Below are 25,190 nucleotides of genomic sequence, written 5' to 3' on the forward strand. Positions count from 1 at the left end.
AAGGGGCAAAAAACCCCGTTCCAAACTCCCGCGCCCAGCAAAGCCGTTGTTGCGCAACAGGCCCTCGTGGGGAGGGGTGAGGGGTGGGGGGCCATGGCTCCATGCCTCACTCACACAGCAGGCAGCGCAGGGCGGCAGGCGATGGCGTCGGCGATGATCTTCTCGACCTTCGCACGGCGCTCGCCCGACAGCGGCATGCGCGGCATGCGGCAGCGGTCGTTGGAGCCCAGCGCATGGACTTCGGCCAGCTTGATGTTCTGGACGAGATAGGTCGAGACATCCAGGTCGAGCAGCGGGCGGAACCAGCGGTAAATTGCCAGCGCCTCAGCCATACGGCCGGCCTGCATCAGCTTGTAGATCGCCACCGTCTCCTTCGGGAAGGCCACGACGAGGCCAGCAACCCAGCCGGTGCAGCCGACGGCAAGCGCCTCAAAGGCAAGATTGTCGACGCCGGTGAAGACATCGAACCGGTCGCCGAAATGGGTCAGGATCTCGGTGGCCCGGCGGATGTCGTCGGAGGATTCCTTCACCGCCACGAAACGGGCATCCTTGGCCAGTTCTTCCATGATCGGAACCGTGACATCGACCCGATAGGCGACGCGGTTGGAATAGATCATCACGGGCAGGTCGCCTGCTTCCGCCACGGCCTTGAGGGTGGCAACCGTCTCGGCCGGATCGGTGTGATAAATCGTGCTCGGCACCACCATGAAGCCATCGGCGCCGGCCTTGGCGGCCTTGCGCGCCAAATTAGCGGACTCGCGCGTTGCCGCTTCCGCAATGGTCATCAGCACCGGTTTGCCGCCTGCCACGCCCTGCGCGGTCTTGAGCACGGCCAGCCGCTCGTCCTGCGACAACATCGAGCCTTCGCCAAGCGAGCCGCAAACGATGAGACCATCGCAGCCGGCCTCCATCTGCAGCGCAAAGCAGCGCTCCATTTCTGCATGATCAAGCGTGTCGTCAGCGTTGAACTTGGTCGTGACGGCAGGGAAAACACCAGTCCACATGGATCTCTCGTCCTTGTCTTTCATTAAATTTTCAGAGGCGGGGCACTGCAGCGATGGGGCTCACAGCACGGATTTGAGGAAGTCGATGGTCTCGGGCTTCTTCGGGGCGCCGATCACCTCCTCCGGGGCACCGATCTCGTGGATCAGGCCCTTGTGGAAGAAGGCGACGCGGTTCGACACTTCGCGGGCGAAGCGGATTTCATGGGTGACCACGATCATGGTCATGCCCTCGGCGGAGAGCATGCGCATCGTGTCCAGCACTTCGCCGACCAGCTGCGGGTCGAGCGCGGAGGTGACCTCGTCGAACAGCATGTAGTCCGGCGACATGGCGAGCGCCCGGGCAATCGCCATGCGCTGCTGCTGGCCACCGGATAGGCGCGAGGGCATCACCTTGAGCTTGTCGCCGAGCCCGACGTGAACGAGATGCTTCTCTGCGATCTCGCCCGCCTCGCGGGCCGACAGGCCGAGCACCTTGCGCGGTGCGAGGGTCACATTCTCCAGCACGGTGAGATGCGGGAAGGCGTTCCACTGCTGGAACACGATGCCGATCTTGCGCCGCAACTTGTTGAGGTCGGTACCTCGAGCGTGGACATCCACCCCGTCAACGCGGATATGGCCCTTCTGGATCGGCTCCAATCCGTTGATGCACTGAAGCAAGGTCGACTTGCCGGACCCCGACCCGCCGATGATGGAGACGACCTCGCCCTTCTCCACCTGCATGGTGACGCCCTTGATGACCTCGAGCGAACCATAGGACTTGTATACGTTTTCGATCTCGATCATTGGTCTGCCTTCAGGCTGTCATCGGCCCAGCGCCGCTCCAGGAGCGCGCCGAGACGGGAGACGGGGAAGCTGATCACGAAGTAGATCAGGCCGGCAATCGCGAGCACCAAGAGCGGCTCCTGGATGCGGGTGATGACGATCTGGGACGAGCGCAGCAGTTCCGCGATGCCGATCCACATCACCAGCGCGGTGTCCTTCATCACGCCGAGCGTCAGCCCGATCCACGCCGGCAGCGACACGCGCAGGGCAATGGGCGCGACGATGCTGGTCAGGTCCTGCCAGTAGGTCATGCCCAGCGAGCGGGCGGCACGGCGAGTGGTTGCGGGCACCGCCAGGATGCCGCCACGCACGATCTCGGTGCAATAGGCCGCCGTGTAGAGGCCAAGCACCACCGCGCCGACCACAAAGGGCGACCAGGTGAGCCCAAGGATGCTCTTGCCGGAGTTGACCAGCACCAGCTGGATCAACAGGGGCACCGAGCGCAGCACATCGAGCACGGCGCCGATGGGGACATTCATCCACCCGGGCAGCGACGCCCGTGCCCAGCCGAAGACGACACCCAGCACCGTGCCGATGGCAACCGCCACCACCGTCAGCTGAATGGTGAGCCAAGCCCCTTTCAAGAGGAACATCAGGTCGTTGGACGAGAAAGCAGTGTCAAACATGGTCCGCCTCCTCAGGTCCGAAACAGGCGCCAGCCAATGAGCCGGGCCGCGAGGATGGTGAGCTTGGCCATGGCGTAGTAGAGCACGGCGGCCAGGGCGAAGAATTCAAAGGTGCGGAACGTGCGGGCATTGAGTTCCTGCGTCACGCCGGTCAGGTCAGAGGTCATCCCGACGATCACGCCGAGCGACGACATCAGGATCGACCAGACCATCTGGTTCGTCATCGGATAGAAGACGATCCGGAACATCTGCGGCAGCACGACATGCACTGATGTCTGGACCGCGCTGAGGCCGAGCGAGCGGGCCGCCCGGGTCTGGCTCGGCGGGATCGCCTGCAGGCCACCGCGGAACGTCTCGGCGAGATAGCCCGCGTTGTTGAAGGCGATACCGGCCAGAAGCGCCATGAAGGGGTCGAGCCTCAGGCCGAAGGACCCGAGCCCGAAGTAGAAGAAGTAGATCTGGAACAGGGCCGGCGTGTTGCGGGCGGTCTCGACCCAGGCAGCAGCGGCCGTGCGCAAGGTACGGCTGGAGGACAGTCGGCCATAGGCAAGCAGCACTCCGATGGCAACGCCGATCCCCATGGCAAGGCTTGCGACCTGAAGCGTGACCAGCGCTCCGTCCAGCATCTCAGGCAACCGCCGCAGCGCCTGGTTCCAGTGAAATGTGTAATTCATGGCATCCCCCTGAGGGTCCGACTGTCGCCGGACCGATCGACCCCATCAGTCAGGCCATGGCCGGACCGCCGGGTGCGGGCGATGCGGCCTGCCGGTGGGAGGCAGGCCGCAGGGATCAGATGTCTCGCCTCAGCGATAGACGCCCGGAACAGTCAGGTCCGGCACCGGACCACCAACCCACTTGCCCCACAGCTCGGCATAACGGCCGGAGCGGACCTGGCGATTGACGAAGAGATTGAGGTAGTTGATGAGGCCATAGTCCTCGCGCAGGGTGATCAGCGCCGTGAAATCCGTCTCGTATGGTGCTTCATCAACGATCTTGAAGCCGGCATAGTTGCCCGACTTGACCGCATCCGAGGCAACCGTGGAGGTCACGACCGTGGCCTCGATGTGTCCCTGGTCGAGTGCGAGAAACACGTCCGCCTGGTTCTGGTAGGACTGGAACTTGCCGGCCGGATCAGCCCATTTCTTCATGTCCGCTTCCAGAGCCAGCGCCTCGAAGGTGGACGAGGTCGAGCCGACACGGCGGTTCTTCAGGTCAGCGTATGCGTTGATGCCCGATCCCTCTTTCGTCAGCACCACCATGTTGTAGGCGACGTAAGGAATGGAGAAGCCAACGGTCTTGGCGCGCTCCAGCGTGTCGGACGTGGACGCCACGCCGATGTCGGCACGGCCGGAGATCAGCGCCGGAATGCGATCCGGGAACGGCGTTTCGACGATTTCCGCGTCCACCCCAAGCGCCGCAGCAAGATCGCGGCAGTAGTCGACATCGAAGCCGACAGGCTCATTGTTGGCATCCCGCATGCCGATCGGCGGGAAATCCAGCGTAACGGCGCAGCGCAACTTGCCCGAAGCAATGATGTCGTCCAGCCGGTCGGCCTGCGCCGGAACGGCAAGCATGAACAGAGCGGCCCCAGCCGCAAGAGCTTTCAGAATCTGCATCACAAACCCTCTCAGAAGTCTTGTTGAACCGGTCTTTTCGCCGGCATGACGCGACTATGCAGATATTGGATCCAATTTACAATATTAAATTATCAGATAGCGCAAAGGGGAGCGAATATGTTAGGTGAGCGGAGAGGGAGACTGATGCCGTGAAGCTGCAACCCGTTGATATCTCGAAGACCGCTTCGGTCGCCGACATCGTGTTCGAAGCCCTGCGCAAGGCCATCATTGAGGGCGACCTCAAGGATGGCGAACCCTTGCGCCAGGACGAGATCGCGCGCCTGTTCAACACAAGCCGCATCCCGGTGCGCGAGGCGATCACCATGCTGGAGCAGCAGGGACTGGTGACGACACAGCGCTACAAGGGCGCGGTCGTCGCTTCGATTGCCCCGGATGAAGTGGCTGAGATCTTCGATTTCCGGGCGCTGGTCGAGGGCACGGTCATCAAGGCCGCAGTTGAGCGGATGAGTGATGAGTCGCGGCGCCTTGCCCGCCAGTGCCACGAGGCCTTCTCGTCTTCAGCAGATCCAATGGCCTGGGGTGATCTCAACCGCCGGTTCCATTACACGCTGTATCAGGACAGCGCCCTTCCCTACCACCTCGGCATCGTCAACAACGCGCTCGACCGCATCGACCGCTACCTGCGGGCCCAGTTGATGCTGTCAAACGGCCGGGCCCGGGCTCATGACGAGCATCTGGGAATTCTGGAGGCCTGCGAGGCTGGCAAGGCAGACCTCGCCGCCGATCTGACGCGTCGCCACATCCTCGGTGCCAAGACATCGTTGCTGGATCACCTGAAGCGGAAATAGGCCGGGAGTTGCGCTGACACAAAGTGCTGTTGCGTAACAATTGCCATTGATCCTGCACTTCGGTGTTGCTTGGCACCGCAAGGCAGATTAATCGGAACGCCATGGTCAGGATTCGCCGCCCCCATTTGCAGTTCGTCGTGATGGTGCTCGCCGCACTGTCATTCGTGCTGCTGGGCGCTGCGCATCGCATGCCCTCTGGCTTGGCTCAGGCGTCCGCGTATCAGGATGTCGATCTTTCGGCCTATGTATTGCCGGATGGCACACTGCCGGATCTCTGCAATCCGTCGGCAATGGATGAAGACGGCAAGAGCGGCCCGGGCTGCCCGGCCTGCATGCTGGCCAAGACGCTCGGCCTTGCAACTCCGCCTGCCCTGCCAGACCTGACCCCCGGCTTTGCCATCATCGATGCTCCGGTCCACTCGGACCCGAACAGTGATGGCCATTCTCCGCGTGCGCCTCCGGCCCGCGGCCCTCCGCAGCTCCGTATCGCCTGACATCGCACCGCGCCTGACGCCGGAGCGATGACGCCTGTCCTCTGGTGACAGCGCAGATACGGATGCGGACCGCTGATGATCCGTTTCCAAAAAGCCCCTGCAAGGACCGGGATCGCTGATCCCGCGCCGGGAGCCCTGCGCGCACCTCAGGTCAGTCAGCCCTTTCCGCGGCCGTTTTCCAGCCGCGCGGAATGGGCGCCCGGATGCCGGGCTGACTCCGGAGCGCCGTCTTATCTCAGCCCTTGTCCGGCACCGCCAACGCGCGGTGCGCCAGATCAGGAATCCGATCCATGAAGAAGTTCATTGCCGCAGCAGCACTGCTCGCCGTCTCCGCCACCGGCGCCCTTGCCCATGCAACCTTCGAGAACAAGGAAGTCGCCCAGGGCACCACGGCCAAGATGGTGCTGCGCGTGCCGCACGGCTGCGAAGGCGAAGCAACCAATGTCGTCCGCGTCCAGATCCCGGAAGGCATCATCGCCGCCAAGCCGATGCCGAAGGCCGGCTGGAAGCTCGAGACCGTCAAGGGCGCCTATGCCAACACCTATGAAAACCACGGCGCCAAGGTCACCGAAGGCGTGAAGGAAATCATCTGGTCGGGCGGCGAACTGCTGGACGAGCATTACGATGAGTTCATCTTCCGCGGCATGTTCACCAACAAGCTGGAAGCTGACAAGGTGCTCTACATCCCGGCAGTGCAGGAATGCGCCACCAAGGCCGAGCGCTGGATCGAAATCCCGGCTGAGGGCCAGGACGCCCACAAGCTCGACATGCCGGCTCCTGGCGTGAAGGTCATCAAGGGCAAGCCGGCTCACTGAGCCTGCTCCTGAAGGATCGAACAGAGGCTCCCCGGAGAGACCGGGGAGCCTGAGCTTGATGACAAACCTCAACCTCACCGAAGTCATCCCGGCCCAGCGTAGCGCCGAGCCGGGACCGGAGAGTCGAGGCCTCTATATTTCAATGAGTTAACCCCGATGGACCTTGGCTCTCCGGTCCCGGATCTCCGCTTCGCTGCGTCCGGGATGACGATAGAGGGTTTGTCAGCAGTCTGAGGCTCCCCGGAGAGACCGGGGAGCTTCAACCGAATTCCCGTCGCGCAATCCGGACCGTCCTATGCTTGCTCGCCTGTTCCTGCTTATCACCTTTGTCTTCATGCCAGCTGCAGCTCTTGCGCACGCCCAATTGCAGACCGCGAGCCCGCAAGAGGCGAGCCTGGTGTTCGAAATGCCGGCGGAGTTGATGCTGGTCTTCAACGAGCCTGTTTCGCCGCTTCGCATTCTCTGGGTCAGTCCGGATGGACAACAGGCCGATGTCTCAGCGTCAGGCGCCGACACGCGCCTGACGATCCCGGTTCCCATGGCCGCAAGCACGCTTCAGGGCACACATCTCATCAGCTGGCGTGTCGTATCGGCGGATGGACATCCCGTTTCGGGAACCTTGAGTTTTTCCTATGGCCGTGAGAGCGCGCTAGAGCAGTCCACCGCCTCTGGCACCAGTGCCAGCTCCATCGCCGTGGTTGCCGCCCGCGCTGCTCTCAGTCTCACCCTGGCCTTCGGCACCGCAGGCCTGTTTGGCGCGGCCTTGCTGCGGCAGAACAGCCGCGTCGCCTTGATGTTGACCTGGCTGACGCTGCCAGCCGCAGTCGGCCTTGTCGCTGCTTATGGTCTGGATCTGACCGGCGCTCCTGCACGCTCCCTGCTTGACCCGTCCCTGTGGCGATCCGCGCTCTCGACCCCGCTGGCACTGACCACATTCTTTGCAGCAGCCTCGGCTGTGCTGGCAATCGCAAGCGGGCCTTCGTTGCCGGGAACCACGCTGGCGCTGGTCCTGGCCGGGCTGAGCTTTGCCTTGTCCGGTCATGCTGCTGGTGCCGAACCACGTACCCTCATGGCTCCCGCCATGGCCCTTCATGCGACGATTGCCCTGTTCTGGGCCGGAACACTTCCCGTGCTGTTCGTCCGCGCCGTGAACGGCACGCTGTCAGCCGATGAACTTGCCCGCTACTCCCGCTTCGCGCTGCCGCTGGTCATCATGCTGCTTGTGACCGGCGTGGTTCTGGCTGCGGTCCAGCTCGGGAGGCCAGAGGGGCTCTTGGGCTCGAATTACGGAACGCTGTTGATGGTGAAGCTTGGCCTGGTTGCAGGGCTTCTTCTCCTTGCGCTCATCAACCGTATCCTTCTGACGCCCCGCCTCGCCGCGCCATCGACCGCCCATCAAATGGCTGCAAGGCGTCAGCTCCGCCTGACCCTTGCCGCAGAGCTCCTGCTGGTGGCCGTCATTCTCACACTGGTCGCCGGGTTCCGCCTGACGCCACCGCCCCGCGCCTTGCCCCCCGCTGCGCCGACCGAGGTGGCCATGCACCTGCATGGGCCAGCCGCAATGGCAGATGTTCGCCTCGTCCGGCAGGATGACGGGTTGCTTGGGCTGTTTGTCGTGCTGATGGACGCTGACGGCGCGCCGTTGCTTCCAAAGGACTTGACCGGATCCCTCTCCAATCCCGAGGCCGGAATCGTTGGTCTGAAACTGTCGCTCGCCCGGCAGCCTGAAGGAACCTATGTAGCGCAGCCGGTGGCGCTGCCATTGCCTGAGGGCTGGGTGTTGCAACTTGACGTGCTCATCAACGATTTCAAGGTGCAGAAGCTGGTTGAGACTTTGCCAGCCTTGCCGTGACCACAACCAGGCGGATCAACTGTCGCATCAGGCCGATGGAGGCCCATCCGGCTCGGCGAGCGACTTCTTGCGCGCGTTTCGGCCAATTGTGTAGGACGCCGCCCCAAGGACCAGCACGGCTCCGATCACCGTCGTCAGGCTTGGAACCTCTGCATAGATCCACCAGCCGAGGCCAGCCATGATGATCAGCCGCAAATAGTGCAGCGGCGCAATGGCAGCCGTATCGCCAAGGCGAAGGGCAGAGGTAAAGAGCCAGTTGCCGGCCGCAAAGATCAGCGCCATGCCGATCAGAAGCACCGCATCTTCCTGCGTCGGCGTCACCCAGACCATTGCGGCAACCGGACTGACCAGCACGATCACCACCACTGCCTGCCAGAACAGGACCGTTGTGGTCCGGTCATAGGCAGAACCAAGCCGAACAGCAATCATTCCCGCCCCGCCGGCAACCGCACCCACAAGAGCCACCAGGGCATAGGGTTCAAAGCCGCCACCGAAGGGCTTGGTCATGATCACAACCCCGACGAAACCAACCGCCGATGCTGTCCAGCGGCGCCAGCCAACATGCTCCTTCAGCACCAACGCCGCCAATGCAGTGGCAATCAGCACCTCGCTCATCTGGATCGCAGTCGCGTCTGCGAAGGAGATGTAGAGGATCGAGGTCAGGCCGCAGGCCATCGCGATGACGGCCAGGATCCCGCGCATCAAATGCAAACGGAATCCGCGCGGCCGCAAGATGAAAACCCGGTCGCGCCAGAACCACGGCGTCATCAGCAGCATCGCCACCGCCTGCCGGATCAGGATCACTTGCAGCACATGGATCGTATCCCCGACCTCGCGCATCAACACAGCCATCATCGAAAAGACGAGGAAGGCCAGGATCATCAGACCCGAAGCAACGAGGTTTGGGCTCAGACCAGCGAGCCAGCGGCGATCCCCGTTCTCGGACGGGTTCGGAACAACGGTCATTGTATCGCCTCTCGGGGGCTTTGGCAGGGGCAATCGAGCGTCTCGGGCTGTCATCTCCTCGTCACGGGACTGACGAGCCGCTGTCGCAGGGTGGGGATAGAAACCAGCCAGCGAAGACATCCGGATGAGTATCATGCCCCATGTGACATTTACCCTGACAGAGCCCACGATTTCCGCAAGTCACTTGCTGTTTGGCATTCCGTTTGACACGCCGGAACAGACCGTACAGGCCATCCGAGTGAACCGGGGAACGAATCTCGGGCTCATCCGCGCCTGCAACAGCGGCCAAATGGCACTGCTGATTGCACCGGATGAGGGTGCTGCCGAGGTCGAGGTTCAGTTTACCGACGCTGCTTCAGCGTTTCCGCACTGGCTGTTTACATCAACCGGAGGCGCTCATGAAACGCCTTCACCGGAACTGGTTGCCCTGACCCGCGACCTCCTCTCCCCGGCCGCAGCGCAAGGCAGTACGCCGGACACCACACAGGAAGCCGCACAGGAAACCGCACCGGGCGACCGTGTTGCTGCCATCGTCCGCCATGTCGACGAGAGATTCGAATATGGCGTTCGCGACATCGGCCTCGCGGATGATAGCGACACCATGCCCGCCCTTGCCTGCGACACCCATCTGGGCACCTGCGTCGACACCCACAGCTACGCCGTTGCGGCCATGCGCGCTGGCGGAATCGAAGCGGCCTATGTCAGCGGCATCTTCTTTCCCGAGGGCATGGATGTCACCGCGCCGGGGCACTGCTGGTTCGTCGTCAATGCCGCCGATGCGCCGCACCACTGGGACATCTCGCATCACATCAAATATGGCCTCGGACCGACCACGCCCGCCTATAACCCCAAGCCAGGTATCCGCTTCGCCCTCACGGCCGGCCGGGATCTGGTGTTTTCCCTGCCGCAGCAGGATGTAACTGTCAGCATTCTCAAGGGCTTTGTCGAAACCAGCCACCCCGAGGGCCGCTCCCTGCGGACCAGCGCCCGGCTCACCTGAGCACGCCGGGCAGCCACAGGGTGATCTGCGGGAAGAAGACCACCAGCAGCAGCGCCGCAACCTGGATGATGACAAAGGGGATAACGCCACGATAGATCATGCCGATGGTCACACCCTTCGGCGCGATCCCGCGCAGATAGAACAAGGCGTAGCCAAATGGCGGCGTCAGGAACGACGTCTGCAGGTTCACCGCCAGGGCAATGGCGAACCAGATCATCATCTGCTCTTTCGGCAGACCGAAATCGAGACCCATGACGACCGGCGCGACGATCGGCACCACGACCAGCGTGATTTCCACCCAGTCGAGGAAGAACCCAAGCAGGAACACCAGCGCCATGATCACGAACAGCACCACATAGGGGCTGGTGCCGAGGCTGGAGAACATGTCGAGGATCAGCGTGTCGCCGCCCAGCTTGCGGAACACCACGCTGAACACCGTCGCGCCCATCATCACGAAGATGATCATGGCCGTGGTCTTGGTCGTATCGAGCAGAGCTGAACGCAGAACCCCGAGACTGAGACCTCCGGAGGTGATCGCCAGGATCGTGGCACCAACTGCACCGATGGCCGCTGATTCCGTCGGCGTCGCGATGCCTGCGACGATGGTGCCGAGAACCGCAATGATGAGCAGCGCCGGGGCAAGCAGATCCTTGGCCAGCGTGCCAAACGCCTGCCAGAAGGGCCGTGCCTCCCCCACCTCAGCTGCTGGCATACGGTGCGGCTGGAAGATCGCAACCGCCACCAGATAGAGCACATAGAGCAGGCCGAGCAGCAGCCCCGGACCGACCGCGCCCATGAACAGTTCGCCTACAGAAACGCGCAACTGGTCGCCCAGCACGATCAGCATGATGCTCGGCGGGATCAGGATCCCGAGCGTGCCACTGGCCGCAATGAGACCGCAGGAAATCTTCGGGTCGTAGCGGTTGGCGAGCATGGTCGGCAGCGCCATCATCCCCATCAGCACCACCGACGCGCCGATGATGCCGGTGGAGGCCGCCATGACGATGCCGATGATCGCAACGGCAAAGGCATAGCCGCCCGGCACGCCACGAAACACGCCGGCGAGCGATTTCAGGAGCCGCTCGGCAACCCCGGAACGCTCCAGCATCAGCCCCATGAACACAAACAGCGGGATGGCGATCAGCAGCCAATTTGTCAGGATGCCGGAGTAGATCCGCGAGACCGAGGTCGACAGGAACAGCAAGGGGACATTCGCTGCCACCGCAAACAGGATCCCGATCCCGGCAAGGACGAAGGCAACCGGATAGCCGACAAAAATGCCGGCGACGAGACCGACCAGCATGAGCAGCGGCCAGATGACTTCGGAGCTCATTTTGTCTCTCCTGATTGCGCCCGCTGACGCCAGAGCGCCCCGAGTGTGGCAACGATACGCGCCAGGGCCGCTACCCCAAGCAGGAGGAAAGCCAGCGGTATGCAGGCCTTCACGATCCAGTAGTCGCGCAGGCCGCCGTAGGTCGAGGCTTCACCGGCGTTGAACGAAGTCATCGCGAACCGCGTGCCGAACCACACCACCACAGCGCAGAACGGCAACAGAAACAGGATGTCTCCGACAAGATCGACCCACGCCCGTGTCCGGCTGGAAAAGCGCGCGGACAGGAAGTCGACATTCACATGTACCCGGTCCTTGTAAGCCAGAACGCCGCCAAAGAGCACGATCAGGGCAAAGGCGGACCATTGCAGGTCCAGAAGGGTGTTGGACGTGATGCCTGTGCCGAGGAGCGGAAGGTTGGCCTGCCAGCCTGCAAGCCGGTTGAGCCCGAGCTGGGCAGCAAGCACACCAAGGCAGACGAACAGGATAAGCGGCAGCAACAGCCAGCCGATGACGCGTCCCGGCCAGACGGCAACGGCGGTCATGGCCTGCAACAGGCGTGACATGGCAAAGGTCCCGGCGGGAGAGGAAAAGGGCGGCACCATCAGTGCCGCCCGGTTTATCGACCGGCCAATCTTAGCGCGGAAGAGCCTGCAGGTCATTCCACTCGCCGACGCGAGCGATATAGGCGGTCAGGGAATCGTGGGCTTCCTTGAAGATCGGATCCTTCGCCGCTTCTTCGGTCAGCACCTCGTTTGCCGCCGCCTTCAGATCGATGAGAACCTGGTCGGGGAAGCGTTTCACCGTTACCCCTGCCTCACGGATCGTGGCGATGGCGTCGGCCTGGGCATGGATCTGGTTGCCGAGGTTATAGGCGATGTTCGCCTTGCAGGCCTCGATCATGATCTTCTGCTGATCGCCGGTGAACCCGTTCCAGACATCCTTGTTGATGATGATGGAATCCCAGCTCGACGGCTGGTGCCAGCCCGGGAAGTAGTAAGTCTTGGTCACCTTCTGGAAGCCGAGCCCGACATCCAGCTGCGGTGCGGAGAATTCGGTCGCGTCGATACGACCGGTTTCCAGCGACACATAGATCTCGCCGACAGGCACCAGCTGCGTGTTGGCACCGAGCTTCGCCAGCGTCTTGCCGCCGAGGCCGGCGATGCGCATATTGAGGCCCTTGAAATCCTCGACCGAGTTGATTTCCTTGTTGAACCAACCGCCGGCCTCGCCCACCACCAGGTGGCAGGGGATGATCTGGACACCATGCGGATCATAGGCCTTCTGGATAATCTCAAGGCCGCCGCCCTCGAACATCCAGCCGAGCGAGACTTCCGGGCTCGGACCAAACGGCATAGACCCGACAAGGTTTGCGACCGGGATGGTGCTGGCCCAGTAGCCGATCCAGTCGAAACCCATCGGGATGGCGCCCGAGCTGACCGCGCCGAAAACCTCGAAGGGCGGCACGAAGTCGCCCGCGCCATGCACCTTGATGTCGATCTCGCCATTGGTCATCAGCTTGACGCGCTCAGCCCACAACTGCGGGCTCGGCCCGATCGACGGCACGTTGAGGCCGAACACGCTCTGCAGATCGAAACTCGCAGCCTGGGCTGCACCGGTTGTCAAGGCAACGCCAGCCATCAGGGCTGCTGCAAATACTGACTTCATTTCTGTCCTCCTCCCAAACTGGAACCGTCGTTGCGGCTCCATCTCTGTCCCGGACACGCCAACAACGCGCGTCCGGTCATTAGATATTTTCTAATAGATTTGTCATAGATGAATCACGACCAGCTTTCAATGTCCCTTTCCGAGCTTTGTCCCCCAGCCGTTCTTCAAGAGATCAAGCGACACAACCAGACCTATACTTGCCAGAGCGATGCCACTCCACTGTGTGACAGACGGCCAGCTTCCGGTCAGCGGGATAGCCAGAAGCACAGCCAGCGGCGGCACGAGTGCGGGAAAGATGGCCGATCTCCCTGCCCCGAGCAGAGCAACGGAGCGCGTGTAGGCGAGGATCGCCAGACAGCCCCCAAGAACCCCCTGGAACACGCCCTGCCAAAGCCAGGCGGATACAGGCGGGGTCTCCTCCGCCAGCAACAGCCAGAAAGGCAGCAGCACGATCAGGGCGGAAAGGATCGTCACCACGCCTGTGGCGCGCACCGGATCAAGCTGCCAGCGAGCCGACAGATAGGTGAAGATCCCCCACAACATCCCCGAGCCGATGAAACACAGGTCCCCAAGCCACACCTCGACGCCAGGGGTCTTGGAGGCCGGCTGTTCCAGTGCCATGGCAACCAGACCTCCTGACACCAGCAGCAAGCCAAGCAACCGCGCCATCGGCATCGGGCGCCTGTCAAGGATCACCGACAGGGCATTGGCCGTCAGCATTGTCATGCCGGGACCAATGACCACCGCGTGGGCCAGCGGCGCAATGCCGTAGCCGGTGTTGATCAGGAGCGTGAAGGGCGGGCCGATGCAGATCGTCAGCGCGACCAGCCTGACCAGCGGCAAACGCCCCGTTGCTCCCGCCGCCCCACCGGTAAGCCGCCCGCGTCCAAGCATCAGCAAGGGCAAAAACAGAACCGAAGCCACGACAAAGCGAAGCGTCATCAGATCCAGGCTGGAGAACCCCCAACTGCGGCCAAGGTCCGTCCCTGTGTTGTAGAACGCCCAGAAAACGGAAGCCGCCAGGCCGAACCCTGCACCCGCGAGAACGGCACCGGGTTCAGGGCCAGAGGCCCTGCCAATGCCGCTCGCCACCCTCACGAGTTGGCCCCCGACATATGCCGTGCCGCGATGTAGCCGAAGGTGATGGCCGGTCCCAGTGTGATGCCGCCGCCAGGATAGTTTCCGCCCATGATGCTCGCCGCATCATTGCCGGCCGCATAGAGCCCAGGGATCGGCCGCCGCTCTTCGTCGAGGACGCGGGCATTCTCGTCCGTCCGAAGTCCGGCGAAGGTGCCAAGGTCACCGATCACCAGTTTGACGGCATAGAACGGCCCCTTGGCAACAGGCGCGACACAGGGGTTCGGGCCGTGCTCGGGATCCCCAAGGGACCGGTTGTAGGCGGTCGAGCCCTTGTTGAAGGCAGGGTCGCAGCCATGCACCGCGTGCTTGTTGAACTCGCGAACCGTTTCTTCCAGCTGCGCCGGATTGGCGCCGATCTGCTCTGCCAGTTCGGGCAGCGTCTTGCCACAAAACAGGTAGCCAGACTTGATGTGTTGCTTGAACGGCACCGGCGACGGCTTGGCGTAGCCAAGGCCGTATTTTCGGAACGTGCGGTGGTCAGCGATGAAATAGGCACAGATCTCGCCGCCCTCCTCCCGGCAGCGGTCATACATCGCCTGGCAGAAGTCGTGGTAGCTGTCGGCCTCGTTGACAAAACGCCGCCCCGAGCGCGTCACGGCAATGATGCCGGGCTTCGAGCGGTCGACGAAATGTGGGAACACGCCCAGCGTGCCATCCGGCTTCGGCGGGCGCGACACAGGCACCCAGGCTGCCGGATGCGGCAAGCTGTCGTCGACGCTCGCGCCGACCGCCTCCCCCAGTCGCAGGCCATCCCCAGTGTTGCCCGGGGGGGCCGGTGAGACATGCTCGTTTCCGGTCGGCGCGTGGCGGAACAGGGCCTTGCGCCGGGTCACGTCCTGCGGGAACCCGCCGCAGGCGAGCACTACCCCGCGGCTTGCCTGCACGGTCACTTCGCCGGTCTCGGTCTCGACCACGGCCCCGGTCACACGGCCGCTGTCATCATGCGTGAGGCGCTTGACGGCCGCGCGCGTCCAGATCGGCACACCCTTGTCGAAGCAGGACTTCGCCAACCGCCCCACCAATGCGTTGCCATTCATCAACCGCATCGCCCGACCATGGAACAATTTGTCCCGCAGGAACTTGGCAAAGAGCTTGCCGACAAAAAAGGCGGAAACGGGAGAGCGCGTCACATTGAAGAAATGCAGCAGCTCTTTGCCCGAACCGATCATCATGCCGAGGAAGGTGATCTCGGCCAGCGGCGGCCGCAACCTTTTGATCTCTTTGCCAAGCTCTCGTCCATCAAAGGGCCGCGCCACGATGGAACGCCCGCCAGCCATGCCGCCAGGCGCATCGGGGTGATAATCGGCGAAGGTCGGCCCGAGGTCGAACTGCAACTCGGTGTTCTGCTCGAAGAAGTCGACCGCCTTCGGCCCGAAGTCCAGAAATGCGTCGATCCGCGCGGCATCAAAATGCTTACCCGTCTCATGCTGCAGGTAGGTCCGCGCGCGGGCGGCGCTATCTTCGACGCCGACGCGCCGGGCCGGGCCATTGCCGGGAATCCACATCCAGCCGCCAGAGCGCGCGGTCGTGCCGCCGAACACCGGCTCTTTCTCGACAACGAGAACCTTGAGATTGCGATGCGCTGCCGCAACTGCGGCCGAAAGGCCGCCTGCTCCTGACCCCACCACAAGCACATCACAGACGTAGGTCTTGTCCTGCATGATAACTTTCTTCCTGTCTGACATTCAGGCGCAGAGGTAACCGCCGTCCACCGGCAGGACGGCGCCGGTCACGTAGCTGGCGAGATCGGAGGCGAGGAACAGCACCGGACCGGACAGTTCCTCCGGCAGTCCAACACGGCCCATCGGCGTATGCGCCATGAAACGATCAATGGACGCGGGATTGGCCCGGGTTGCTTCTGTCATCGGCGTCGCGATGACACCCGGCGCGATCGCATTGACGCGCACGCCATGCGGCGCAAGATCATGCGCCAGGGCCTTGGTGAACTGGGCGACTGCCCCCTTGCTGGCCGCATAGGCCCCAAGGCCGGGCCCCGCCGAAAAGGCCATGATTGAAGCGAGATTGACGACCGATCCGCGTGTCTGCGTCAGGTCAGACAGGAACGCGCGCACCATGTTGCGTGTTCCTTCGACATTGACGCGGAAGACCTGCTCCCAACCCGCTTCGAAACCGTCCTCAAACACGCTCTGGCGGCGAATGACGCCCGCGTTGTTGACCAGCACCGCGACCGGTCCGAGCCGACTGCGAACATCGGCTGCAAACGCTGTGACCGTTGCGATGTCACCCACATCCACTGCGGCCGCGTGAACGACCGCGCCGCGCTTCGCCAGGTCCGCAGCTACGTTCAAAACGGCCATCTCATTGATATCGCAAAGGGCCAGAACAGCCCCGACATTCGCAAGGCCTTCGGCGATGGCCTTGCCATTGCCCTGCCCGGCGCCCGTGACCACACAGACACGTCCTTCGATCCCGCGCATATCGCCTCCCTAAAATTTATTATTGGCAAATAACTTTGCATATAACAAATTATCGCGCAAGGCCATCAGCGCTTGTCGGCGGCTCAATCACATTCGGCGACAAACGCGCCCGCTGCCATCGACGAGGCGAGGGCAGCGGGCAAAGCTGTCTGGAGCCAAAAATGAACTGAGGCGTGACGTCAGGCGCGCAGTGGCGCCAGTGTTTGGCCGGCAAAGCCAAGCCCCCGGGAAACGCGCAAGGCCGTTTCCTGCAGCAAACGCAGATGCGGACTGTCGGACGAGGTATCGAGAGACTGGGCGGCGCCGATCAAGGTGATTGCCATCTGGATCTGCCCGGCATGGTCAAGCACCGGTGACGACAGCGCATTGATGCCTGGCACGGGTGTCGGAAAAACGGTTGCGAAACCCGCCTGGCGGATCCCAGCCAGTTCCGCCTGCGACAGGTCCATCAGCCGCCCGACCCGGCCGCTGCCAGGCTTTTCCTCGCGCTCCCGCCGGATCGCCTGCGTGACCAGGCTTTGCGGCAAGTAGGCCGCAAAGATCCGCCCGCTGGCTGTTCCTGTCAGCGAATAGACCGTGCCCGCACGGGTGTTGATATGGACCTGATCCGGGCCTTCCAGCACCTGGATGACGGTTGCTCCAAACCCGCCCCAGACAACAATCGCCACAGCCAGCTGGGTTTCCTCGGAGAGTTCCAGCGCGGCCGCCTGCCCCAGCCGGATCGGATCAACGCTGCGCATCCGCGTGATGCCGAAGTCCAGTGCCGCCGGTCCCAGCCGATAGCGCGCCGACCCCGGTTCCTGCTCGACAAGGCCGATCGCGCCAAGGCTGATGAGATAGGCATGCGCCTGCGCCGGAGAGAGACTGGCAAGCCTTGCAAGGTCACGCAGCATCAAGGGCTCGTCATGACCGGCCAGGATTTCCAGCAGCCCGGCTCCGACCTCGACCGAATTGACGCCCCGCCCCTTGTCCGTCACGACCGCCGCCTCCGCAGTGTCCCAGGCGAGTCGTCCTTTGCCCCTGCAAGTTCATCGGCGGCCAGTGCTGCTTCTGCTTCCACGCAAATAACCAGAAGCCGCCCCCGTGCGGCCTTGCCGGCATCCTCTTCACGCGCCAGCCTGGCGCTTGAGGCCACCAGCGTCAGGGCAGCGAACAACTCTCCGGATGCAGCGCGCACCGGCGCCGCTATAGCGCTGACACCGGGAACAGGTTCATCGTTGACGGCCGCATAGCCGCAGCGTTGAACACCCTCATCCGCCGAGCCGGCCTCGGAAAAAGCCGCGAAGACCCGCCCCGTTGCGGTATCGCCCGGGGCATAGACGGTGCCCATGCGGATGTTGACGTTGAGGGTTTCACCACCGTCAAAGCGATGAATGACCGTAGCCCCCTGCGGCCCTGCAACTGTCACTGTCACCATCAGGCCGAGTTCCGTTCCAAGCCGCGTGGCCGCTGCGATCACCTCGCGATAGGCCGGAACCGTGCGCAGCCGCGCCATAGCGAGACGAACCGCGAACGGCCCCATCAGGTACCGGCCGGTCTCGGGGCTCTGTTCGACAAACCCGGCCCGCTTCAGGCTGGCCAGATAGGCGTGCGCCTGGGCAGGTGCCAGGTCAGCCTCGGCTGCCAGATCCTTCAGCATCATCGGTCTTGCATGCCGCATCAAGGCACTGAGGAGCCGTCCGCCGATTTCCACCGACTGGATGCCCCGCCGTTTTTCACTCACCCGGTCTCCCCCCGTTCCCGCAAATACCTAAGCCGCCCCATCCGCAAAGGCAATGAGTGCCCAACAGGTTGCAATGCCACCCCGCGATTTCTTTTGCATCGCACCATAGAGCTTCCCTGCGAATGACTTGACAAAATAGCTGGATCATAATTAGTTCGATCATAGAACGAATAAATAATCCAACGGCGGAACAGGCTGAACCCTTGAGCGAAAACCCGAGCATTTCCCGGCAGTTTTCATTGTGCATGGTCATGGAGACCATCGTGCACTGCGGGCCGATCTCGCGCGCCAGCATCGCCAAGCAGACGGGCCTGTCCAAGCAGACAATCTCCGAAATCGCCCGTCAGCTTGAGGAAGACGGCTGGATCCGCGAAACCGGCCGCACCAGCGGCCATGTCGGGCGCACCGCCATCACCTACGAGATCGTGCCCGATGCCGCCTGCATCGCCACCATCGATCTCGGTGGCCGCAAGCTGCGTGCCGCGATCGCAGACCTTGCCTGCAATGTGCTGGCCGAAGTCACGGAACCGACCGACACGCGGGGCGGCCGTTTTGTCGTCGAGCAGATCGCCCGGCTTGCCCGCAGGGCGGCCGAGCACAACGACATTGCCTTTGACAAGGTTCGCCTTGCCATCATTGGCGTTCCCGGCGCCCCGGACCGCACCACGGGCCGGGTGCTGATGGCCCCGAACATTCCCGGCCTTGATGCATTCGATGTCCGCGCCGCACTTGCCGAGTTGCTTGGCACCGAAGTCATTCTCGAAAACGACGTCAACCTCGCAGTCATCGGCGAACACTGGGCCGGAAGTGCAACGGGAACGGACGACCTCGCCTATGTCGCCATCGGCACCGGTATCGGTGCTGGCGTCATGGTTGGCGGCGAACTCGTTCGCGGTGCAGCCAATGCAGCCGGTGAACTGGGTTTCCTGCCACTGGGCGCCGATCCGTTTGAACCAGCCTCGCTGAAGGTCGGTGCATTGGAACGGGCAACGGCAACCGCCGGCATCCGGGCGCGCTATAGCACTCTCACGGGGAAGGACGCCGATGTGCCTGCGATCTTCGCGGCAGCTGCGGTCGGAGAGGCGGAGGCCAGTCAGGTGCTGGATGAAACCGCCCGCCATCTTGCCCTGACCATCGCTGTCCTGAGCGCGGTAACCAACCCGGGACGTATCATCCTTGGCGGCTCCATCGGCAGCCGCATGGAACTGGTCGAGCGGATCCGCGCGCTGCTGCCGCTCTGCAGTCCGACGCAGGTCGAGATTGGCGTTTCTGCGCTTGGCTCGCGTGTCACGCTGATCGGCGGGGCAGCCATTGGCCTCGCCCACCTTCATGCCGCACTGTTTTCCGGCGGCGTTCCGGGAGCACAGATCAACCTGCCGCCCGCGAAGGTCGCCACAACCGGGCTTGTGCCTGCACCAGCAGCCGGCTTTGGGAGCTGAAAAGATGACAGACACATCCGCCCTCGCTGATCGCCTGCGCGCCTTGCTTGATACAGACCATGCCATTGCCCTTCTGCGTGGCGCGGTCGCACGCAACTCGATCACCGGCAATGAGGCCAACATGGTCGCGTTCCTCGAGCCCGAAATGCAGCGGCTGGGACTGGCACCACAAACCGCAGACTTCCAGCCCGGCCGCCCGAACATCTGGGGTGAGCGGAAGGGCACGGGCAATGGGCCGCGCCTCCTGTTCATGGGACACACCGACACTGTGCATGTGAAGGGCTGGGCCGAGAAATGGGCCGGCACGGAGCGGGAGAACCCCTTCGGCGGCGCGCTGGTGGACGGCGAGATCTGGGGCCGGGGCACCGGCGACCTCAAGGCCGGCATCTGCACCAGCCTGGCGGCGCTCGATCTGCTTGATCGAGCCGGGATCCGCCTTGCCGGCGACGTTGCCTACGCCTTTGTCGGCGATGAGGAAAGCGGTGAGGAAGGTACCGGCGTCAGCGCCGGCGTCGAGGCCTACACACATCTGGTCGAGACGGACAAGATCGCCCGCCCGGATTTCGCGGTCTATGTCGAACCAACGCAGCTCAAAGTCTTTACGGCGCAGATGGGTTTTTTCATCGCCGACCTGACGCTCACCGGGAAGTCGGCCTATTTCGGCGTGCCGGAACAGGGCATCGACGCCCTGAAGGCCGCGCACAAGCTACAGGCGGCGCTGTTTGCCCATTCGGACACGATTGCCGCAAGGGCTGACCATCCCCTCGTCGGCCGCGCCTTCCTGCTCGTCACGCATCTGGAAGCCGGCGGCTACATCGCCGTGCCCGGCGAATGTCGCCTGTCGCTGATCCGCAAGCTGCTGCCGGGTGAAAGCCTTGATGCGGCGGTGACAGAATTTGAGACCGTCGCCCGCGACAGCCTCGCGGGAACAGGCGTCAGCCTCGACATCCGCTATCCGGCAGGACGCGACCATCGCTTCGGCGGTTCTCCGGCCGAAATCGATCCGGCACATCCGGCGGCCAGCCTGATGTCTGCGGCTGTGAAAGCGGCCGACGCGGACAAAGGTGCCGTGGCCGGAGCGCCCTACTGGTCGGAATCGCCCTTCCTGATCAACCGTCTTGCCTGCCCGGCGATCTATTGCGCCCCGGGCGACATCAGCAACTGCCACACCCTCGAGGAACGGGTGAACGTGGCGGACTACCTCAGCGGCATCGTCGCCTTTGCCAGCTTCATTGCCGCCTATTGCGGTGTTCAGGGCACCTGACACCACACCAGGCCGTATAGGCCCAGTCGTACAGTAACGGGAGGAACTGACATGACATTGACCAAGCTTCTCGGCGCGCTCTCCATCGCCGCCGTTCTTGCATCCACACCGGCCCTTGCCCAGACCACGGGGCCGAAAGGCGAAACAGCCGTCGCCACCAGCACGGTCACCGTCAGCGACGCCCAGGCGGCGAAGCTGAAGACAGGCGGCCACAAGGCAGCCCTGCTGTGGCACGACCAGTCCGATTTCGTGAACGCCGTCACCGCCGGTGCCTCGGACGAATTCGCCCGCCTCGGCATCGAGGTCGTCGCCACCACCAGCGCCGGATTTGACGCGGCCAAACAGCGCTCAGACATCGAGACCGCGCTCGCCAAGAAGCCGAACATCGTGCTCGCCCTGCCGCTGGATCCGGTCACCTCGGCCGCCGCTTTCAAGGAAGCCAAGGAAACCGGCGTGAAGCTCGTCTTCCTGTCGAACCTGCCGAAGGACTATGTCCATCCGACGGATTATGCGGCCATCGTCACCGATGACCTGTTCCAGATGGGCAAGCAGGCCGCCGACGCGCTGGCCAAGTCCATGGGCGGCAAAGGCACCGTCGGCTGGATCTATCATGATGCCGACTATTACGTGACCAACCAGCGCGACAACGCCTTCAAGTCGACCATCGAGAAGGACTATCCGGACATCAAGATCGTCGCCGAGGAAGGCATCTCCGATCCGGCCCGCGCCGAGGAGATCGCTAATGCGATGCTGCTGAAGAACCCGGATCTCGGTGGCATCTATGTCACCTGGGCCGGCCCGGCCGAAGGCGTGCTCGCCGCACTGCGTGGCAATGGCAACAAGTCAACCAAGATCGTCACCCTTGACCTGTCCGAGCCAATTGCCCTCGACATGGTGAAGGGCGGCAATGTCGCAGCCATCGTCGCCGACGAGGCCTATGAGCTCGGCCGCGCCATGGCTGCCACCGGCGCGCTGGCGCTCCTTGGCGAGCCGACCCCGGCTTTCATCGTCGCTCCGGCCGTCACGGCGACAGCTGATACGGTCGCTGAGGCCTGGCAGCAGTCGCTGCGCAAGGATGCGCCCAAGAGCGTGCTGACTGCCAAGTAAACGAAAGACGACGCCCGGCCACGTTCGCGCGGCCGGGCCCCTCCCCGTCCCTGACAGCAGGTCTTCAACGGGCCCGGCGACGCCGGTCCGGAAACGGAACAACCATGTCCCCCAATACGTCCCTGAAGCCGGTCGCCCGGGTGCCGCTCCTGTCGCGACTGGAGCCGCAGCAATACGTGCTCTACCTCGGCTTTGCCGCCATCTTCCTGTTCTTCGCTGTCACCCTTGCCGATGACGGCTTCCTGACGACGCGCAATCTCTCCAACATCGTGCTGCAGACGGCGCCGGCCACGGTCATGGCCATTGGCCTCGTCTTCGTGCTTTCCGCTGGCGAGATCGACCTGTCCTTCGGCTCAATCGTCGCCGTCGCCGCCCTCTCAGCTGCCGTCGTCATGCAGGAACACTCGCTGTTCCTCGGCGTTCTTGCAGGGCTCGGTGCAGGACTTGCCATCGGATGGCTCAATGGCATGCTGGTCGCCTATCTCGGCCTGCCGTCATTTCTGGTGACGCTCGCCACGATGGGCCTCTTTGCCGGGATCGCACGCTCCATGACGAACCTGCGGTCGATCCCCGTGGTCAATGACGTCTTCACCGGCATCTTCGGCTCGGGCAGCCTGTTCGGAATTCCGTCCCTGATCCTGTGGACGCTTGGCGCCGTCATCGTTGGTCACGTCGTATACCGCCAGACCCGCTTCGGCGCGCATGTGGTCGCCACCGGCGACAACGCCCGCGCAGCTCAGGTCTCCGGCATCAAGGTGCCGCGCCTGCGCCTCACCGTGCTGATGCTGAGCGGCCTGTGCGCTGGTCTCGCCGGCCTGCTCTACGCCGGCCGTCTCCAGGCCGCCAAATACACGCTCGGCGAAAGCGACCTGATGACCGTGATTGCCGCAGTCATCGTCGGCGGCACGGCGCTGAACGGCGGCAAGGGCACGGTTGTCGGCGCACTCGTCGGCTCATTGCTGATGGGCATGCTCAACAACGGCCTCATCCTCATGGGCCTGTCCGTGTCCGACCAGATGATCGTGCGCGGTCTCATCATCCTCGTTGCCGTCGCCATCTCGCTGCGCGACACCACCCGATAGGGGAACCCGGATCATGTTTCTCGACCTCTTGCGCCGCCGCAACCCGGCCTTCGTCGAAGCGGCCATGGCCCTGCACCGGGCCGGACAGATCCCTGCCAATGCCTATGTGCTCGACCTCGACACGGTGGAAGACAACGCCCGCCTGTTCAAGGCAGAAGCTGACCGCCATGGCCTGAAGGTCTTCGCCATGACCAAGCAGGTTGGTCGCAACACGGGCTTCTCGCGCGCCGTCCTGCGCGGCGGCATCGACCGGGCGGTCGCTGTCGACATGGCCTGTGCGATTGCCTGCCACAAGGCCGGCCTGAAGACCGGTCACCTCGGTCATCTCGTCCAGGTGCCACGCTTCGAGGCCGCCATGGCCGCCCGCGACCTGCAGCCGGACTACTGGACCGTGTTTTCCGATGACAAGGCGGCGGAAGCAGCCGCAGCCGCCAAGGCTGCCGGACGCATCCAGAACCTGATGGCGCGCGTCCATACCGCCGGTGACACCTTCTACAAAGGGCATGAAGGCGGCTTCCCGGCCGAGGATATTGCCGCTGTGGCCGACCGGCTCGACGCACTGGACGGCGCCCGCTTCGCCGGCCTCACCTCCTTCCCGGCGCTGCTCTATGACAACGCCACGCGCACGGTGAACCCGACCCACAATCTCACGACCCTCGCCCGCGCCGCCGACGCCCTGCGCAAGGGCGGCCGCGCCGAAGTGGAGATCAACGCGCCCGGCACCACCTCTTCCGCCGTGCTGCACCACCTTGCCAGTGCCGGCGCAACCCAGTGCGAACCCGGCAACGGATTGCACGGCACCACGCCGCTGCACGCCATGCAAGACCTGCCGGAACGGCCGGCCGTGCTCTACCTCACCGAGGTCTCGCACCTGCACCAGGGCCGCGCCTACTGCTTCGGCGGCGGTCTCTACATCGACCCGGTGTTCCCGGATTATGGGCTCAAGGCCCTCGTCTCCGCCGAACCGACTGTGGCCGACGCTGCACTGCGCCCTGTCGAAATCCCGCCGCCGTCGGCCATCGACTATTACGGCATGATCGACTGTGCCGGGCATCCGGCCGCCAAGACCGGCGACACCGTCGTCTTCGGCTTCCGCGGCCAGGCCTTCGTCAAGCGCGGCTACATCGTCGGCGTTCGCGGCATTGCCTCAGGCACGCCTCAGGTCGAGACCATCGACAACATCTTCGGTCAGGCCGAGCCCTGGCCCAACCTGAGCTGAGCGCCATGACAAGCAAGACCGAGACTTCCCTCACCCATGGCCGGCCGATGCTGGAGCTGACCAACATCCACAAGGCCTTTGGCGGCGTCGTCGCCATCGAAGACTTTTCCCTGACCGTCCGCGCCGGCGAGATCGTGGCTCTTGTCGGCGACAATGGTGCCGGCAAGTCGACGCTGATCAAGATCATCTCCGGCGTCCATGCCCCTACCTCCGGCTCCATGGCCCTGGACGGTGCTCCGGTGCAGTTTTCCGACGCAAGTTCAGCACGGGCGAGCGGCATCGAGGTGGTCTATCAGGATCTGGCGCTGGCCGATCATCAGCCGGTCTACATGAACCTGTTCCTCGGCCGCGAGAAGACCAAGCCCCCCTTCGGCCTCCTCGACCGCAAGGCGATGATGCAGGAAACCCAGGCTCTGGTGGACGAGCTTGATGTGCGCATCCCCTCCGCACGCGCCACCATCAAGGATCTCTCCGGCGGCCAGCGCCAGGGCATCGCCATCGCAAGGGCCACCCACTGGGCGAAGAAGCTGGTGCTGCTCGACGAGCCGACGGCAGCGCTTGGCGTTGCCGAAACCGCAAAGGTGGAGAAGATCGTCGAGGCCCTGCGCGCCCGGGACCTCGCGATCCTGATCATCAGCCACAGCCTCGATCAGGTCTTCCGCCTGTCCGACCGCATCTGCGTGCTGCGCCGGGGCAAGCAGATCGGCGTGCGCGAGACGGCGAAGACCAACAAGAACGAGATCGTCTCAATGATCACCGGCGTTCACTGAGCAACC

25 protein-coding genes are annotated in these 25,190 nt (G+C 63.6%); 11 read left to right on the forward strand and 14 right to left on the reverse strand.

From position 1 onward, the window contains the following. Nucleotides 1-110 precede the first annotated feature (110 nt). The 5 genes from ACTIFE_RS11235 to ACTIFE_RS11255 form a co-directional block, all read right to left on the reverse strand. On the reverse strand, nucleotides 111-1,004 hold the full coding sequence (locus ACTIFE_RS11235; protein ID WP_439529243.1) for a dihydrodipicolinate synthase family protein: 894 nt from the start codon (nucleotides 1,002-1,004) through the stop codon (nucleotides 111-113). Nucleotides 1,005-1,064: 60 nt separating this feature from the next. Then, nucleotides 1,065-1,787, reverse strand: a complete 723-nt coding sequence (locus ACTIFE_RS11240) for an amino acid ABC transporter ATP-binding protein (RefSeq protein ID WP_439529244.1) — start codon at nucleotides 1,785-1,787, stop codon at nucleotides 1,065-1,067. After that, on the reverse strand, nucleotides 1,784-2,452 hold the full coding sequence (locus ACTIFE_RS11245; RefSeq protein ID WP_439529245.1) for an amino acid ABC transporter permease: 669 nt from the start codon (nucleotides 2,450-2,452) through the stop codon (nucleotides 1,784-1,786). The genes ACTIFE_RS11240 and ACTIFE_RS11245 overlap by 4 nt, the downstream gene beginning before the upstream one ends. Nucleotides 2,453-2,463: 11 nt before the next feature. Further along, nucleotides 2,464-3,126, reverse strand: a complete 663-nt coding sequence (locus tag ACTIFE_RS11250) for an amino acid ABC transporter permease (RefSeq protein ID WP_439529246.1) — start codon at nucleotides 3,124-3,126, stop codon at nucleotides 2,464-2,466. Nucleotides 3,127-3,255: 129 nt separating this feature from the next. Further along, nucleotides 3,256-4,068: an ABC transporter substrate-binding protein gene (locus ACTIFE_RS11255; RefSeq protein WP_439529247.1), complete on the reverse strand. Its 813-nt coding sequence runs from the start codon at nucleotides 4,066-4,068 to the stop codon at nucleotides 3,256-3,258. Between the two features lie 149 nt (nucleotides 4,069-4,217). Here ACTIFE_RS11255 and ACTIFE_RS11260 point away from each other — a divergent pair, with 149 nt between their 5' ends. The 4 genes from ACTIFE_RS11260 (at nucleotide 4,218) to ACTIFE_RS11275 (ending at nucleotide 8,038) form a co-directional block, all read left to right on the forward strand. Next, nucleotides 4,218-4,877, forward strand: a complete 660-nt coding sequence (locus ACTIFE_RS11260) for a GntR family transcriptional regulator (protein WP_439529248.1) — start codon at nucleotides 4,218-4,220, stop codon at nucleotides 4,875-4,877. Nucleotides 4,878-4,978: 101 nt separating this feature from the next. Then, a complete protein-coding gene (locus ACTIFE_RS11265; protein ID WP_439529249.1) occupies nucleotides 4,979-5,371 on the forward strand; it encodes a hypothetical protein in 393 nt (130 codons plus the stop codon). Between the two features lie 290 nt (nucleotides 5,372-5,661). Next, nucleotides 5,662-6,186 carry a YcnI family copper-binding membrane protein gene (locus tag ACTIFE_RS11270; RefSeq protein ID WP_439529250.1) on the forward strand — a complete coding sequence of 175 codons (525 nt, stop codon included), beginning with the start codon at nucleotides 5,662-5,664 and terminating at the stop codon, nucleotides 6,184-6,186. A gap of 295 nt (nucleotides 6,187-6,481) precedes the next feature. Continuing rightward, on the forward strand, nucleotides 6,482-8,038 hold the full coding sequence (locus tag ACTIFE_RS11275) for a copper resistance CopC/CopD family protein (RefSeq protein ID WP_439529251.1): 1,557 nt from the start codon (nucleotides 6,482-6,484) through the stop codon (nucleotides 8,036-8,038). A 27-nt stretch (nucleotides 8,039-8,065) separates the two neighbouring features. On the opposite strand, the gene ACTIFE_RS11280 is transcribed toward ACTIFE_RS11275, so the two are convergent. Next, the gene (locus ACTIFE_RS11280) at nucleotides 8,066-9,004 is read right to left on the reverse strand and encodes a DMT family transporter (RefSeq protein WP_439529252.1); all 939 of its coding nucleotides are present in this window, start codon (nucleotides 9,002-9,004) and stop codon (nucleotides 8,066-8,068) included. A 133-nt stretch (nucleotides 9,005-9,137) separates the two neighbouring features. Here ACTIFE_RS11280 and ACTIFE_RS11285 point away from each other — a divergent pair, with 133 nt between their 5' ends. After that, nucleotides 9,138-10,004, forward strand: a complete 867-nt coding sequence (locus ACTIFE_RS11285; RefSeq protein WP_439529253.1) for a transglutaminase-like domain-containing protein — start codon at nucleotides 9,138-9,140, stop codon at nucleotides 10,002-10,004. On the opposite strand, the gene ACTIFE_RS11290 is transcribed toward ACTIFE_RS11285, so the two are convergent. From ACTIFE_RS11290 to ACTIFE_RS11325, 8 genes are all read right to left on the reverse strand, one after another. Next, a complete protein-coding gene (locus ACTIFE_RS11290; protein WP_439529254.1) occupies nucleotides 9,997-11,337 on the reverse strand; it encodes a TRAP transporter large permease in 1,341 nt (446 codons plus the stop codon). The genes ACTIFE_RS11285 and ACTIFE_RS11290 overlap by 8 nt on opposite strands. After that, nucleotides 11,334-11,900: a TRAP transporter small permease subunit gene (locus ACTIFE_RS11295; RefSeq protein ID WP_439529255.1), complete on the reverse strand. Its 567-nt coding sequence runs from the start codon at nucleotides 11,898-11,900 to the stop codon at nucleotides 11,334-11,336. The genes ACTIFE_RS11290 and ACTIFE_RS11295 overlap by 4 nt, the downstream gene beginning before the upstream one ends. A gap of 70 nt (nucleotides 11,901-11,970) precedes the next feature. Next, nucleotides 11,971-13,002, reverse strand: coding sequence for a TRAP transporter substrate-binding protein (locus tag ACTIFE_RS11300; RefSeq protein WP_439529256.1), 1,032 nt, complete (start codon nucleotides 13,000-13,002; stop codon nucleotides 11,971-11,973). 126 nt (nucleotides 13,003-13,128) lie between these two features. Continuing rightward, the gene (locus ACTIFE_RS11305) at nucleotides 13,129-13,944 is read right to left on the reverse strand and encodes a DMT family transporter (protein WP_439529257.1); all 816 of its coding nucleotides are present in this window, start codon (nucleotides 13,942-13,944) and stop codon (nucleotides 13,129-13,131) included. A gap of 152 nt (nucleotides 13,945-14,096) precedes the next feature. Continuing rightward, a complete protein-coding gene (locus ACTIFE_RS11310; RefSeq protein ID WP_439529258.1) occupies nucleotides 14,097-15,803 on the reverse strand; it encodes an FAD-dependent oxidoreductase in 1,707 nt (568 codons plus the stop codon). Nucleotides 15,804-15,827: 24 nt separating this feature from the next. Beyond that, nucleotides 15,828-16,580, reverse strand: a complete 753-nt coding sequence (locus ACTIFE_RS11315) for an SDR family NAD(P)-dependent oxidoreductase (RefSeq protein WP_439529259.1) — start codon at nucleotides 16,578-16,580, stop codon at nucleotides 15,828-15,830. Between the two features lie 179 nt (nucleotides 16,581-16,759). Further along, on the reverse strand, nucleotides 16,760-17,557 hold the full coding sequence (locus ACTIFE_RS11320; protein WP_439529260.1) for an IclR family transcriptional regulator: 798 nt from the start codon (nucleotides 17,555-17,557) through the stop codon (nucleotides 16,760-16,762). After that, nucleotides 17,554-18,303, reverse strand: a complete 750-nt coding sequence (locus tag ACTIFE_RS11325; protein ID WP_439529261.1) for an IclR family transcriptional regulator — start codon at nucleotides 18,301-18,303, stop codon at nucleotides 17,554-17,556. Before ACTIFE_RS11325 ends, ACTIFE_RS11320 begins: the two co-directional genes overlap by 4 nt. A 245-nt stretch (nucleotides 18,304-18,548) precedes the next feature. Between ACTIFE_RS11325 and ACTIFE_RS11330 the strand changes: the two genes are divergently transcribed. The 6 genes from ACTIFE_RS11330 to ACTIFE_RS11355 all read left to right on the forward strand — a co-directional run bounded on the left by ACTIFE_RS11330 (nucleotide 18,549) and on the right by ACTIFE_RS11355 (nucleotide 25,184). After that, complete coding sequence (locus ACTIFE_RS11330; RefSeq protein WP_439529262.1) at nucleotides 18,549-19,742, forward strand: ROK family transcriptional regulator; 1,194 nt, start codon at nucleotides 18,549-18,551, stop codon at nucleotides 19,740-19,742. A gap of 4 nt (nucleotides 19,743-19,746) precedes the next feature. Further along, nucleotides 19,747-21,006 carry a M20 family metallopeptidase gene (locus ACTIFE_RS11335; protein ID WP_439529263.1) on the forward strand — a complete coding sequence of 420 codons (1,260 nt, stop codon included), beginning with the start codon at nucleotides 19,747-19,749 and terminating at the stop codon, nucleotides 21,004-21,006. Between the two features lie 51 nt (nucleotides 21,007-21,057). Further along, nucleotides 21,058-22,113 carry a substrate-binding domain-containing protein gene (locus tag ACTIFE_RS11340; RefSeq protein WP_439529264.1) on the forward strand — a complete coding sequence of 352 codons (1,056 nt, stop codon included), beginning with the start codon at nucleotides 21,058-21,060 and terminating at the stop codon, nucleotides 22,111-22,113. Between the two features lie 104 nt (nucleotides 22,114-22,217). Further along, nucleotides 22,218-23,195: an ABC transporter permease gene (locus ACTIFE_RS11345; RefSeq protein WP_439529265.1), complete on the forward strand. Its 978-nt coding sequence runs from the start codon at nucleotides 22,218-22,220 to the stop codon at nucleotides 23,193-23,195. A gap of 13 nt (nucleotides 23,196-23,208) precedes the next feature. Next, nucleotides 23,209-24,414, forward strand: coding sequence for an alanine racemase (locus tag ACTIFE_RS11350; protein WP_439529266.1), 1,206 nt, complete (start codon nucleotides 23,209-23,211; stop codon nucleotides 24,412-24,414). A gap of 5 nt (nucleotides 24,415-24,419) precedes the next feature. Then, entirely contained in the window at nucleotides 24,420-25,184 is a 765-nt protein-coding gene (locus ACTIFE_RS11355; protein WP_439529267.1) for an ATP-binding cassette domain-containing protein, read from the forward strand. Nucleotides 25,185-25,190: the final 6 nt, after the last annotated feature.

Origin of the sequence: Pannonibacter sp., assembly GCF_051860505.1 — a bacterium.
Taxonomy (GTDB): domain Bacteria; phylum Pseudomonadota; class Alphaproteobacteria; order Rhizobiales; family Stappiaceae; genus Pannonibacter.